At 64.1% G+C, this 13380-nt stretch carries 13 protein-coding genes; 6 read left to right on the plus strand and 7 right to left on the minus strand.

The window, feature by feature from the left end; all coding sequences use genetic code 11:
- Nucleotides 1–969 precede the first annotated feature (969 nt).
- The gene (locus BLV07_RS34110) at nucleotides 970–4461 is read right to left on the minus strand and encodes an indolepyruvate ferredoxin oxidoreductase family protein (RefSeq protein ID WP_091894684.1); all 3492 of its coding nucleotides are present in this window, start codon (nucleotides 4459–4461) and stop codon (nucleotides 970–972) included.
- Nucleotides 4462–4741: 280 nt separating this feature from the next.
- Here BLV07_RS34110 and BLV07_RS34115 point away from each other — a divergent pair, with 280 nt between their 5' ends.
- Nucleotides 4742–5968, plus strand: coding sequence for a c-type cytochrome (locus tag BLV07_RS34115; RefSeq protein ID WP_091894779.1), 1227 nt, complete (start codon nucleotides 4742–4744; stop codon nucleotides 5966–5968).
- 252 nt (nucleotides 5969–6220) lie between these two features.
- Here the strand turns inward: BLV07_RS34115 and BLV07_RS34120 are convergent, their stop codons facing one another.
- Complete coding sequence (locus BLV07_RS34120) at nucleotides 6221–6865, minus strand: trimeric intracellular cation channel family protein (protein WP_091894686.1); 645 nt, start codon at nucleotides 6863–6865, stop codon at nucleotides 6221–6223.
- A 160-nt stretch (nucleotides 6866–7025) separates the two neighbouring features.
- Here BLV07_RS34120 and BLV07_RS34125 point away from each other — a divergent pair, with 160 nt between their 5' ends.
- On the plus strand, nucleotides 7026–7415 hold the full coding sequence (locus tag BLV07_RS34125) for a hypothetical protein (RefSeq protein WP_091894688.1): 390 nt from the start codon (nucleotides 7026–7028) through the stop codon (nucleotides 7413–7415).
- A 190-nt stretch (nucleotides 7416–7605) separates the two neighbouring features.
- On the opposite strand, the gene BLV07_RS34130 is transcribed toward BLV07_RS34125, so the two are convergent.
- The 3 genes from BLV07_RS34130 to BLV07_RS34140 all read right to left on the minus strand — a co-directional run bounded on the left by BLV07_RS34130 (nucleotide 7606) and on the right by BLV07_RS34140 (nucleotide 9174).
- The gene (locus tag BLV07_RS34130) at nucleotides 7606–8415 is read right to left on the minus strand and encodes an isocitrate lyase/PEP mutase family protein (RefSeq protein ID WP_091894690.1); all 810 of its coding nucleotides are present in this window, start codon (nucleotides 8413–8415) and stop codon (nucleotides 7606–7608) included.
- A 71-nt stretch (nucleotides 8416–8486) separates the two neighbouring features.
- On the minus strand, nucleotides 8487–8837 hold the full coding sequence (locus BLV07_RS34135; protein ID WP_091894692.1) for an antibiotic biosynthesis monooxygenase family protein: 351 nt from the start codon (nucleotides 8835–8837) through the stop codon (nucleotides 8487–8489).
- Nucleotides 8838–8865: 28 nt separating this feature from the next.
- Nucleotides 8866–9174 (minus strand): NIPSNAP family protein, encoded by a 309-nt coding sequence (locus BLV07_RS34140; protein ID WP_091894694.1) that lies wholly within the window; start codon nucleotides 9172–9174, stop codon nucleotides 8866–8868.
- 160 nt (nucleotides 9175–9334) lie between these two features.
- Between BLV07_RS34140 and BLV07_RS34145 the strand changes: the two genes are divergently transcribed.
- From BLV07_RS34145 to BLV07_RS34155, 3 genes are all read left to right on the plus strand, one after another.
- The gene (locus BLV07_RS34145) at nucleotides 9335–10033 is read left to right on the plus strand and encodes a winged helix-turn-helix domain-containing protein (RefSeq protein ID WP_176945941.1); all 699 of its coding nucleotides are present in this window, start codon (nucleotides 9335–9337) and stop codon (nucleotides 10031–10033) included.
- 166 nt (nucleotides 10034–10199) lie between these two features.
- Complete coding sequence (locus BLV07_RS34150; protein WP_091894696.1) at nucleotides 10200–11207, plus strand: alpha/beta fold hydrolase; 1008 nt, start codon at nucleotides 10200–10202, stop codon at nucleotides 11205–11207.
- Between the two features lie 250 nt (nucleotides 11208–11457).
- On the plus strand, nucleotides 11458–11709 hold the full coding sequence (locus tag BLV07_RS34155) for a GCG_CRPN prefix-to-repeats domain-containing protein (protein ID WP_091894698.1): 252 nt from the start codon (nucleotides 11458–11460) through the stop codon (nucleotides 11707–11709).
- A gap of 161 nt (nucleotides 11710–11870) precedes the next feature.
- On the opposite strand, the gene BLV07_RS34160 is transcribed toward BLV07_RS34155, so the two are convergent.
- Together BLV07_RS34160 and BLV07_RS34165 are read right to left on the minus strand one after the other, a co-directional pair.
- The gene (locus BLV07_RS34160; RefSeq protein WP_091894783.1) at nucleotides 11871–12155 is read right to left on the minus strand and encodes a twin-arginine translocation signal domain-containing protein; all 285 of its coding nucleotides are present in this window, start codon (nucleotides 12153–12155) and stop codon (nucleotides 11871–11873) included.
- A 115-nt stretch (nucleotides 12156–12270) separates the two neighbouring features.
- A complete protein-coding gene (locus tag BLV07_RS34165) occupies nucleotides 12271–12585 on the minus strand; it encodes a hypothetical protein (protein WP_143035574.1) in 315 nt (104 codons plus the stop codon).
- Between the two features lie 128 nt (nucleotides 12586–12713).
- Here BLV07_RS34165 and BLV07_RS34170 point away from each other — a divergent pair, with 128 nt between their 5' ends.
- Nucleotides 12714–13370 carry a glutathione S-transferase family protein gene (locus BLV07_RS34170; protein ID WP_091894700.1) on the plus strand — a complete coding sequence of 219 codons (657 nt, stop codon included), beginning with the start codon at nucleotides 12714–12716 and terminating at the stop codon, nucleotides 13368–13370.
- Nucleotides 13371–13380 lie beyond the last annotated feature (10 nt).

Here is a 13380-nt window from a genome sequence, read left to right on the forward strand (position 1 = left end):
GGCTTCATGTTGCCCATCTCAGGCTGCTGACAAGACGCCTCGCTGCACCCTAAAAAGCTCGCCGCCCTTTTTGAGTCAGGCTCTCAGGATGACGGTCATGCATTGCTCGCTCGCTGCCTCCCCGTCGTCATTGCGAGGAGCTCGCGACAAAATTGCAGAGCAATTTTGCGCTGATGCGACGAAGCAATCCAGAGTCCCTCCGCGGAAGGATTCTGGATTGCTTCGCGGAGCCTGTCATCGGGCCGCGCTTCGCGCGGACCCGGTGGCTCGCAATGACGGAGTTCGTGGGCACTGATAGCGCTCTTTCAACTCAAAACGCGTTCCCAGACACACACCCGCGTCCTCGCGGCGCGTGTCGCCCGAGTTTTGCTCCCGTCTTACTCCCTCCTTGAACAGAGGGCGCAGGGAAGACCGGGTGCCGGCTGGGCACCCACGGTCCGCTGTGCGCGAAATGCGCGAAGAACAGATGCACAGCGGCATACAGGTGAAGCCAAACATCCGGCCTTCCCTGCGCAGTAGCTTTACGGCTTATGTCGCGCTCTCCCCGGGGAGCGATGCACTATTGCCCCCGTCGCCTTGCGAGTGACCGCAAGACTTGACGCACAGACCCCGGGCGTCAGGACCACACGATTTTGCCGTACGCGAGACCGCGCCCGTCGTGCACGCGAGACAATCCCCCGTGCGACGCAGCCCACGTCCACCGCCACTCACCCCGCGTTTCGTGACGATCGCGATACGCCCCTCCGACTGGGATGAGGTGAGCGATAGCTACGACAATTCCGAATTTCGGTAAAGTGGAATATTTTTCCGCTAGCGGATTGACCCATGGCATGAGTGTTTTGCCCGACGGGCAACGCAAGGGGTGGTGCTGTAGGGTGGGCAAAGGCGCAACGCGCCGTGCCCACCATCTCGCCGAGATCAATCCTGAAGACGTGGGCACGCTTCGCTTTGCCCACCCTATAGGACTGCCTACTCCGCTGCGATCTGCCTTGGCGCGGGCGGCGGGTTGGCGAGGTCGGCGGCGAGCTGGGCATAGCGGGCCTTGGCGTCGTTCACCGCCTTCTCCTTCACCGGGCCATAGCCGCGGATGCGGTCGGGCAGTGACAACAGCTCGACGGCGGTGTCGTGCGTGACCGGCGACAGCAGGCCGAGCACGGTTGAGACATCCTTCTCGTAGCCGGCGATCAAATCGCGCTCGAGCTTGCGGTCGGCGCTGCGGCCGAAGATGTCGAAAGGGGTGCCGCGCAGGAATTTGAATTTTGCCAGCACGCGGAAGACGTTCAGCATCCACGGGCCGAAGGCGCGCTTCTTCGGACGGCCCTGCGCATCGACGCCGCTGCTGAGGATCGGTGGTGCCAGGTTGAAGTTGAACTTGAAGTCGCCCTCGAACTGGTCGCGGAGCTGCTGCTCGAAGGCGCCGTCGGTGTAGAGGCGTGCGACTTCGTATTCGTCCTTGTAGGCCAGGAGCTTGGCGTAGTTGACCGCGACCGCGCGCGGCAGTGCATCGCCATAGCCGCCCTGCTTGGCGGCATCGCGAACCTGGTCGACCAGCTTGCGATAACGCTTGGCGAGACGATTGTTCTGGTAGGCGGTGAGGTGCTTGGCGCGATGCTCGATGACCTCGTCCAGCGTCATCGCCTCCAGCGTCTTGGGCGCAATGACCTCGTCCGTCCCCTTCAGCATGTCGGCGAGGCGCTTGGGGTCGGCGACCGCGAGACGTCCAAGGCGGAAGGCCTCCTTGTTCATCTTGATCGAGACGCCGTTGACTTCGATGGCCTGCTCGATCGACTCCGCCGACAGCGGGAACAGCCCCTTCTGATAGGCATAGCCCATCATCATCATGTTGGTGGCGATGGCATCGCCGAGGAGCTGCTCGGCCGGTCTGGTGAAATCGAAGAATACGGAGTCCTTGTGCAAGGCCGTCTCCAGCACCGCGTTCAGCTTGCGGGTCTGGAAGTTGAAATCGCGGTTGAGGATGAAGTCGGCGGTGGGGATGACGTGGCTGTTGATGATGCCGTGCGTGCGGCTGGAGTCACAGAGTGAGATCGTATCCTTGGCAACCGCGACCACCTCGTCGGCCGCGAGCACGAGATCGGCCGTTCCGGTGACGATGCGCGAGCAAGTCACCTCGGCCGGATGATCCGACAGGCGGACGTGGCTGAGCACCGCCCCACCCTTCTGCGCCAGACCCGACATGTCGAGGATCATCGAGGCCTTGCCCTCGATATGAGCGGCCATGCCGAGCAGCGCGCCGATGGTGAGCACACCGGTGCCGCCGACGCCGCCGACCGCGATATTGTAAGGCTTATCCAGCGTGGGACGCGACACAGGCTCCGGCAGTTCTCCGATGTCGGCAAGCTCCGCCGGCGCGCGGTGGCGCGGCGCACCGCCGTCGATCGTGACGAAAGACGGGCAGAAGCCCTTCAGGCAGGAATAGTCCTTGTTGCAGGACGACTGGTTGATGGCCCGTTTGCGGCCGAACTCGGTCTCCAGCGGCTCGACCGAGATGCAGTTCGACTGCACCGAGCAGTCGCCGCAGCCTTCGCAGACCGCCGGGTTGATCATCACCCGGCGCGCCGGATCTTCCATCAAGCCGCGCTTGCGGCGGCGACGCTTCTCGGCCGCGCAAGTCTGAACGAACACGATCGCAGACGTGCCCTTGTATTCGCGGCACATCTTCATGACGTTGTCGAGCTCGTCGCGGTGATACTTCTTCACGCCGGGCGCGATGGTGTCGGCCGGGTAAGCGTCGGGATTCTCGGAGACGAGGTAAATCTCGCTGATGCCCTCGGCATAAAGCTGCGCCATGATCTTCTGCGGCGAGAGATCGCCGTCATGGCGCTGACCGCCGGTCATGGCAACGGCGTCGTTGTAGAGGATCTTGTAGGTGATGTTGGCCTTGGAGGCGATCGCCTGGCGGATGGCGAGAATGCCCGAATGGAAATAGGTGCCGTCACCGAGATTCGCGAAGATGTGGTTCTCGTTGGTGAACGGCGCGATGCCGACCCACGGCACGCCCTCGCCGCCCATATGCGTGAACGTCTCGGTCGAACGGTCCATCCACAGCGCCATGAAGTGACAGCCGATGCCGGCAAGCGCGCGGCTGCCTTCGGGGACTTTCGTCGAGGTGTTGTGGGGACAGCCCGAGCAGAAATACGGGGTGCGGGAAACAGGCGCGACCGCCTGCATCTGCGTGGCCTGGCGGCCGTTGAACCAGTCGGCCTTGACGCGGAGCATCTCCGCAATTTCAGGGTTGAGATTAAGTCGAAGCAGGCGCTCGGTCAGCGAGGTCGCAAGCGAGGCGACGCTGAGCTCGGCGGCGAAGGTCAAAAAGCGCTTGTCGTGCTCGTCCATCTTGCCGACGATGCGCGGACGAACGTCGTCACGCCAGTTGAACAGCTCCTGCTTAACCTGGTTCTCGACGATCTCGCGGCGCTCCTCGACGATGAAGATCTCTTCGAGCCCGATGGCGAACTGCCGTACGCCTTCCGGCTCCAGCGGCCAGGGCATGCCGATCTTGTAGAGGCGCAGGCCGATCTTGGCGGCGACCTCCTCGGTGATCCCAAGCTCGCGCAGCGCCTGCCGTACGTCCTCGTAGCTCTTGCCCGATGCCATGATGCCGAAGCGGGCGTTCGGCGAATCCATGGTGATGCGGTTGACCCTGTTGGCGCGCGCAAAGGCGATCGCGGCAAAGCCCTTGTAGTCCTGCAGACGGCGGTCCTGCTCGAAACGGTCATCGGGCCAGCGCAGATTGAGCCCGCCGGGCGGCAGCTCGAAATCGGAGGGGATGATGAAGGGCTTCATCTCGTCGGTGAGGTCGATCTCGGCGGTGGTCTCGACCGTCTCCGTGATCACCTTCATGCCGACCCAGCAGCCCGAGTAGCGCGACATCGCGATGCCGAGCAGACCCATCTCGATCATCTCGTGGATGCTCGAGGGGTAGAGATACGGCATCAGCGCCGAGATGAAGGCATGGTCGGACTGATGCGGGACGGTGGAGGATTTTGCGCCGTGGTCGTCGCCGGCAAGACACAATACGCCGCCGTTCTTGGCCGAGCCGGCGGCATTGCCGTGGCGGAACACGTCGCCGCAGCGGTCGACGCCGGGGCCCTTGCCGTACCAAATGCCGACGACGCCATCATATTTGGCGCCGGGCGAGAGATTGAGCTGCTGCGAGCCCCACACGGCGGTTGCGGCAAGATCCTCGTTCACGCCGGGCTGGAACTTGACGTTGTACTGTTCGAGGTGTTTTCGCGCCGCGAAGAGCTGCTGGTCATAACCGCCGAGCGGCGAGCCGCGATAGCCGGAGATAAAGCCCGCAGTGTTGAGGCCGTTGGCGCGATCGCGCCGAATCTGGGCCATGGGCAGGCGCACCAGCGCCTGAATGCCGGTGGTGAAGACGTGTCCAGTTTGCTGGGTATATTTCTGATCGAGACTGATCGGACCCTGGTTGATGCCCATGCTGTCCTCTTCCACCCTTCTTGGCGTTTGGCCACTTAAGCCGTTGCCTGCCCGTCGTTTTTAGCTAGGGCGCGCCGACCACCTGCGCCACTTTATGTCGGAAATTTCACGCTCCGCATCACAAATCTGGACCAAAGGCAGCGCCGGGTAAAAATCGCAATTTCGTGGCCTGAAACACGCTGGGCATTTTCAATTTGTGTCACCATACCCCCGCCGTCGCGAAATGAATTGATGCCCCGTCATGCCGGATGCGGGCGATTGGTCGCAGGAGAGGCTTTCGATGCGGACGATTCTGGTTGGCTCGGCTCTCGTGGGTTTGGCGTTGTGCAGTGCAGTTGGAAGCGCGGCCCGCGCCGCCGAGCCCTCACCGGAGCTGATCGCCTACGGCAAGACGCTGGTCGAGGCCGGTGGCTGCGCGGGCTGCCACACTGCCGATCCGGCTAAGCCGTTCGCGGGCGGAAAGCGCATCGACACGCCCTTCGGTGCGATCTATGCGCCGAACCTGACACCTGACCGCGACACCGGGATCGGCGCCTGGACCGATGCCGACTTCACGCGCGCCGTGCGCTATGGCGTCGCGCCTGATGGTTCGAACTACTACCCGGCGTTTCCCTATCCCTACTTCACGCGGATGACGAAGGACGACACGCTGGCGATCCGCGCCTACCTGGGAACGCTGGTGCCCCTAGCTAACCGCAACAAGCCGCCGGAGCTGCGCTGGCCGTTCGGCTATCGCGGCCTGATGCGGGTCTGGAACTATCTGTACTTCAAGCCCGGCCTGTTCGAGCCGGACCAGAGCCAGAGCGCCGCGTGGAACAGAGGCGGCTATCTCGTCACCGGTCTCGGTCATTGCGGCGCCTGCCATACGCCGAAGAACTATTTTGGCGTGGACAAGCAGGCGCAGGCGCTGTCCGGCAGCGAGATCGGCGGCTGGTATGCACCAAGGCTCGACGGCGCCGCCCGCACCGGGCTGAAGTCGTGGAGCGCCGACGATATCACCGAATATCTGCAAAGCGGCCGCAACACCAAAAGCCATGCTGGCGGGCCGATGGCGGAGGTGGTCGTCAACTCGACCTCGAAGATGAGCGATGCCGATGTGCAAGCAATCGCGGTCTATCTGAAGAGCCTGCCGCCGGCGCGGCGCGAGACCATCGTGACGCCCCCTGACGATGCCGAGATGAAGGCCGGTCAGGCGGTCTACGCAAAGCTCTGCGTCGCCTGCCATGAGGCCGACGGCACGGGCAGCCCGCGGATCTATCCGCCGCTGCCCGGCAACGCGCTGCTGCAATCGATCAATCCGTCCTCTACATTGCGCATCATCCTCGACGGCGCCCACACCGTGACGACGCCGCGCGCGCCCAACACCGGCGAGATGCCGGCCTATGCCAAGCAATTGTCCGACGACGAGATCGCCGCGGTGACGAACTACATGCGCAATTCCTGGGGCAATGCGGGCCCGCTGGTGACGCCATCGCAGGTGGCGAAGGCGAGGAAAGAGGAGGAGTAGGTCACCGTCGCATCCTCACCGTCATTGCGAGGAGCTCTTGCGACGAAGCAATCCAGACTGCCACCGCCGAGGGATTCTGGATTGCTTCGCGGAGCCTGTCATCGGGCCGCGCTTCGCGCGGACCCGTTGGCTCGCAATGACGACGTGGATGGAGCTGTGCGTATGCCGACCAGCTCGACTCGACTCCCTCTCACCCGCCACGCTTCGCGCGTCGGCCTCTCCCCGCAAGCGAGGCGAGGCGAAGAGTGCGCGCTATTTCTTTTCGTCTCCCGTGAACACGAATTTCGGCATCTCCCATCGGTAGCGGACCGCGAGCAGACGGAAGCTGAGGCCGAGCACGAAGGTCAAGATCGTCCAGAGCTCGGCATTGAGATTGAGACCGAAGGCGGTGGCGTAGAACAGCCCGGTCACGACCGAGACGCTGGCGTAGAGCTCGGATCGGAACAGGAGCGGCACATCGTTGCAGAGCACGTCGCGCAACACGCCGCCGGCGCAGCCTGTCACCATGCCCGAGACGATCACGATCGGCAGCGAGGCATCCATCTGCCAGCCGACGTTGCAGCCGATCATGGTGAAGACGACGAGGCCGATGGCATCGAGCACGATGAAGGCGAGGTGCAGCCGATGCACCAGCCGCGCGATCAGGATCGTCAGCAGAGCTGCTCCGCCCGGCAGCGCGAGGTAGATCGGGTTGGCGACCCACACCAGCGGATAGTGCCCGAGAAACAGGTCGCGCAGCGTGCCGCCGCCAAGCGCGGTCACGCAGGCGAGAAGACAAACGCCGACATAGTCCATGCTGCGCCGACCGGCGGCCAGCGCGGCCGTCATGCCCTCTGCCGTCAAGGCGACGAACGCCAGAAGATGCAGCACGCTGTCGGTCGGCGGCAGGCTCCACATGGATTTGTTCCCCGGTCCGCCGTGGAACTTAGCCCACGGTTCCCTGGACAGGTTCCTGATTCCCGCGGCGGGAGCAACATGCGACGAAAGCATAAAGCGCCGGGAACAGAATCTCGCATCCACGGGTTGTCCCGCGGCAATAACCCGAGGAGACCAATCGATGGCTGACGACCGTTTTCCCAACGATCCGTACCGCCCGAACCTCGCCGACGATGAGTATCTTCGCGCGGCGCGCCGGGACGCCGACCTTCAGGCCGATCCCGAACTTGGCGAAGGCCCCGCCTCCAGCGGCAAAGTTGCGCTGTTCGCCGTTGCGATTGCGCTAGTGCTGGGTGCCGTGTTCTACGGTCTGAACAATACCAGCACGACCAACCAGGCCAGCAACACACCGGCCTCGCAGACCGCGCAGACGCAGCCGACCAATCCGGCCTCGCCTCCCGGTATGCGCGACGTAACGCCGCGCAACAACACCGGGCCGGGCGTGACCACGGGTGCGGCACCGAGCAAGCAGGCTCCGGATACGCAGACGCCGTCTGATGGCGCGAAGTAGAGTAACACGATAGCTGCCGTCGCCCGGCTTGACCGGGCGACCCAGCACTCCGAGACAGTCGTGGCTGAATCGAGAAGTCGCGGCGTAATGGATGCCCCGCCCCCCGTGCGCAATTGCGCACCAGGCGGGGCATGACACCGAGAGGATGCGAGAGCGGCGGGACCTCAGATCCCGCCGCTTTTCGTTTGGGTCAGCTGAACATCTTGTTGAGCTCGCCGCCGGAATAGCCGTTGCCGAGCTCGGTGAAGGTTCCCTGCTCCGCCATTTCCTTCGCCGCCCGCATGAAACCGCCCCAGGCGGCGCGGGCGAGCGAGCCACCAACGCTGATCCGGCGCACGCCGAGATCGGCAGCCTCCTGCAACGACAGGCCGGCGCCGCCGATCAGGAGATTGAACGGTTTTGGATGCACCGCCTTCACCACCGCCGCAATGTCCTCGCGGCTCTTCAGACCCGGCGCATAGAGGCAGTCGGCGCCGGCATCCGCGTAGGCGGTGAGCCGGTCGATGACCAGCTTGAGGTCGGTCACACCCCACAAATACGCCTCGCAGCGGCCGACCAGCAGCGTGCCGCTGTCGCCGATCGCCTTGCGCGAGGCCTTGATCCGCTCGACCGCAAGCGCGCGGTCGTAGAGCGGCTTGGCCTTGTCGCCGGTGGAATCCTCGATCGACAGGCCGGCAACGCCGGTGCGCACGCAGCGCTCGACGTTGTCGGCGACCTTGTCCGGCTCGACAGCAAAGCCGCCCTCGAAATCCGCGTTGACGGGGATGTCGACGGCGGAGCTCAATGCTGCCAGATGCTGACAGACGTCCTCGACACTGACGTGATTATCGGCCTTGCCGATGGTCCAGGCAAAGCCCGCGCTCGATGACGCAATCGCCTTGAAGCCGAGATGCTGCAATGCTTTGGCGCTGCCGACATCGACCGGATTGGGCAGGATGAAGCAGCCGCTCTCGTGCATCTTCTTGAAGGTTGCGCGCTTGTCAGCGGTTGTCACGTGCATGTTTCTCTCCCTGATTGGCCGCGAAGACATAGGCGCGCATTCAGGGCAGCGCTAGTGCGCGCCCGGCAGCATTAGTGCGCGTCGTGCACCGCGCGGCTGTCCTTCGGCGCCTGCTCCCGATCGTTCATGCCATAGTCACGGATGACGCTGGCGATGCGCAAATGATAGTCGGCGAATATCTTCGCCCTGCCCTTGGCCTGGGTGCGGCGATGCTCCATCGTGTTGCGCCAGGCCTCGACGGCCGCCTCATCCCGCCAGAACGACACCGACAGGATCTTGCCCTTTTCGGTGAGGCTCTCGAAACGCTCGACCGAGATGAAACCGTCGATGGTTTGCAGGATCGGCTTCAGGTCGGCCGCAAGGTCGAAATAGTCCTGGCGGTGTTCCGGCTTCGGCCAGACTTCGAAGATCACGGCGATCATGGGCGTCTCCTGCTAACGATGTCGTGGCCTACAATACCACTTTGCGTAGGAAGGTGCGCTCTTCCGCGAGGATGAAGTTGTTCTCCTCGGCGAAATGGAAGTTCGCCATGCCTTCGGCGTCCTGCCGCAGCCGCGCACGATAGGCTTCATAGGCGGCCAGGCTCTCGAAGGTGATCAACGCGAAGGCGATGTTGTTGGTGCCCTCATGCGGCATGAAATAGCCGATCAGCTCGCCGCCGCATTTCGGGATGATGGTGAGCCAGCGTTTCGAATATTCCTCGAACTGCGCGCGCTTGAACGGATCGAGCTGGTAGCGGATGAAGACGGTGACGGACATGATGGGCTCTCCTATTCCACATCGTCATTGCGAGCGCAGCGAAGCAATCCAGGAATCCCTCCGCGGAAACATCTCTGGATTGCTTCGCTGCGCTCGCAATGACAGCGCGGTGAGAGACTACGCCCTTGCCCGACGGCGATGCTTCGGCTACCATCGAAGCATGAAATCAGGCCCTGACATCGCCATGGTTGCTTCGCTGGTCGGCGATCCCGCCCGCGCCAACATGCTGACCGCGCTGATGAACGGCCGTGCGCTCACTGCCAGCGAGCTGGCGCAGGAGGCCGGCATCACGCCGCAGACTGCGAGCTCGCACCTGTCGAAGCTCGAGGCCGGCGGCCTCGTCGAGCCGGAGAAGCAGGGCCGGCACCGCTACTACCGCCTCACCGACGACGACGTCGCCGGCGTGCTCGAAGGTCTCGCGGGGCTTGCCGCGCGGACCGGCCACATGCGCGTGCGTACCGGGCCGAAGGATCCGGCGTTGCGGCGCGCGCGGATCTGCTATGATCATCTCGCCGGCGATCTCGGCGTGCAGATGCTCGACACCATGCGCGCGCGACAGCTGGTCAGGCAGAGGAAGCAGGAGATCGAGCTGACGGCCGAGGGCGAGCGCTTCCTCGCCAAGCATTTGCAGATCTCGCCCGACATGCTCACCCATCCGCGCCGCCCGGTGTGCAAGGCCTGCCTCGACTGGAGCGAGCGGCGGCATCATCTCGCCGGCACGCTGGGGGCCGCGATGATGCAGCGCTTCGCCGAACTCAAATGGGCCGCACGCGACGCCACGCCCGGCAGCCGCGTCGTGAATTTCACCCGCACCGGCGAGAAGCAGTTCGCCGCGCTGTTCGGGAATAGGAAGGACTGATCACGCAAGCTGCGTGACGGCACACAATCCCGTGTGAACTCCGCCTCTCGTCATGGCCGGGCTTGACCCGGCAAGCCACGTCTTTATTGCGGCTGGCACGTGGATGCCCGGGACAAGTTCGCGAAGACGCGCTTCGCGCTTTTGCCCGGGCACACCGGAGACCTCAATGAACCGCATCTTCTCGGCCGCACTCGCTGCCGCCCTCTTCAGCATCCCGCTTGCATCCCGCGCCACCGACACCGCGCCCCGCGAGCCCTATGGCATCGCGCTCGAAGGCTTTGCCTATCCCTATCCCGTGCACCTCTTGCCGCTCGTCAATGACGGCGAGCAGCTCAGCATGGCCTATATGGACGTGTCCCCCGCACGGCCGAACGGCCGCACCGTCGTGCTGCTGCACGGGCGCAATTTCCCGTCGAGCTACTGGGCCCCCGTGATCAAGATGCTGAGCGAGGCGGGTTATCGCGTCGTCGTGCCGGACCAGATCGGCTTCGGCAAATCATCCAAGCCGGCCGGCGAGCTGCATTTCGACACGCTGGCGCGCAACACGATTGCGCTGCTCGATCAGCTCAAGATCGACAAGGCCGACATCGTCGCCCACTCCCTTGGCGGCATGCTCGGTGTACGCATCGCCCGCGCCTATCCCGACCGTATCGCCCATCTGGTGCTGACCGCGCCGATCGGACTGGAGGACTATCGCCTCTACGTGCCGCCGACGCCAACCGAGAAGATGATCGAGACCGAGGACAAGCTCACGGCGGACGGCTATCGCAAGCAACTCCAGACCAATTACGCAATCAAGCTGCCGCCGGAGGCGATCACGCCGTTCATCGATGCCCGTTTCAACATCAAAGGCAGCCCCGATTATCCGCGCTGGCTGCGCGCCTTCGTCAGCTCCGGCCAGATGATCTATCGCGAGCCGGTCGCGCACGAGATCCCGCTCATCACGCTGCCCACGCTGTTCGTGATGGGTGCCGACGATCACAACGCACCGGGACGACTGAGCGCGCCGGAGGCGCTGCGCGCCAAGATGGGACAGAACGCCGAACTCACCAAAGCGCTCACCGCGAAGATGCCGAATGCGCGGGCCGAGGTGATCCCGGACACCGGTCACCTCGTCTTCCTGGAGGCGCCGGAGAAGTATCGGGAGCTGGTGCTGGGCTTTCTTGGCCGCTAGAGCGTTTCGAGCGAAGTGGACACCGGCTCGCGTAAAGAAAACGCGTCAAACAAAGCATCTAGCGCCATCGTTGTCGCCTGAAGCCGTATGCGGAGGAACGTTCACGCCGCATTCAGGTCATGATTGGCAGGTTTGGATCGCGACGTGTCGGCACGCATAGGTTTAGCGTGTCGAATCGTGTCTTTTGATTCATTGTGCGCCGCAAGCGCCATCCCCCTAAGCCTGCCCCAAGGACCAGAAGGAAGATCAAATGAAATATCTGTTTGCCGCCGTCATGCTCGCCAGCGCAGTCGTCGGTTTCAGCGAGGCGGCCAGCGCCGCCGGCGGCTGCGGCCCCGGCTGGTATCGCGGCCCCTATGGCGGCTGCCGTCCGATGCGCGGCCCGGTCGTGGTGCGTCCCGGCCCCGTCGTAGTCGCGCCGGCGCCGGTCGTCGTGGTGCCCCGCGCGCGCGTGTGCCCCTACGGCTTCCGCTGGTACGCCGGCCGCTGCCGTCCATTCTGATCCTTTCGTATTGCAAAATGGCCGCGCGGGATCAGCCTGCGCGGCCATTTTCGTTTGGGCACCGCTGCCGACTTGCGTCCGCCGTGGAATCGGAGCGGCTCCAGAATCGAAACGGGGACCGCCGGCGGCGATCCCCGTCCAATTCGCGAATTGTCGCGAGCTTACCAGTAATGACGGCGATGCCAGCGCCGGCGACGCCAACCCCAGTGTCGGCGGCGCCAGCCCCAATGCCGGCCGCGCCCACGCCAGTGCACCTGCTCAGGCTTCGCCTGCGCGGCTTCCTCGCTGGTGGTGACTGCGGGATGAGCATCGGAACTGCCCTGCGGCATGCGGGTGGGATCAGCGACCGGCTGCGGTGACAGCGGCGCGGCCTGCGCGGTCGCAGCGAAGGCGGCGGCTCCCGCCGTCACCCCCAATGCAAGTTTCAAAAAGTTCCGGCGCTCCATGGCTTCTTCCTCTTGGATCATCGTGCCTGTGATGCAGAAGAAGTGTCGTGGTCACGACATGAACCAAAGCTGAATCAGGCGTTCAGATTAATTGGAGAATTCGTAGCCCTCCGCCCTACGTCGCGAACTCCTGCGCCAGCACCAGCGTCTCGCGCGTGCGCGTCACATCGGGCCAGTCGCGGTTGAAGTCGGCGGTCAGGCGCTTGAGCGCATCACCCTTCAGCATCGCGGCGAGCTTCGTCTCGTCATCGAATTGATACATGGCCTGGTGCAGCGAGGGATCGTCCAGGCTCCAGAACCGCCAGGCTCTGCTGACGCCAAACGCCTTCACCGCGTCGGGCAGATGTTCCGTCTCGTACCATCTGTCGAAGGCGGCGCGCTTGCTGCCGTCGGAGACGGTGGCACGGACGACGAAGAAGGCTGATGGCATCGGGTTTCCTCCCATTGTTTGGGCGAGACTAGCTGCTTCATCCGACGGCGACAAAAACAGTTGGCAGCGGTGTCGGAACGCGTGCCCTTCGCTCGTCCTTGATCTGAATCAGGACACGGAGACAACACATGGCCGATCTCACGCTGACTACCTTCGATTGGGTTCCCGAGATGCCCAGAGGTTTCGTGCGCGACCTCCGTGTGCGCTGGGCGCTCGAAGAAGCCGCCTTGCCCTATCGCGTCGCAAGCGTGCCATTCGACGACCGCGGCCCCGCGCATCTCGCGCACCAGCCCTTCGGCCAGGTGCCGTGGCTGACCGACGGCGACCTCTCGATCTTCGAAAGCGGCGCGATCCTGCTGCATCTCGGCGAGCGCAGCGACAAGCTGATGCCGTCAAATCCGCGCGGCCGCGTTGAGGCGACGAAATGGGTGTTCGCCGCGCTCAATTCGGTGGAGATGGCGAGCCTGCCCTGGGCGATGCTGAAGTTCATGGGCGATGCGGACGACACGCCGGCATGGAAATTCCTGGACGGGTTCCTTGGGGTTCGCCTCAAGCATCTCGAACTGGTTCTAGCCCGCCGCGAATGGTTGGCGGGGTCCTTCTCCGTCGCCGACATCCTGATGTCGGACGTGCTGCGCCCCGTCGACCGCTTCGAGGGACTGGCGAACCACCCGGCTTGCCGTGCTTACCTCGCCCGGGCCACGGCCCGCCCAGCCTTCGCCAAGGCCCGTGCCGACCAGATGGCGCATTTCGTTGCGGCGGATAAGGCGCGCGGGATCTCGTAGGGTGGGTTAG

Source organism: Bradyrhizobium sp. Rc2d, from assembly GCF_900099855.1.
Classification (GTDB): domain Bacteria; phylum Pseudomonadota; class Alphaproteobacteria; order Rhizobiales; family Xanthobacteraceae; genus Bradyrhizobium.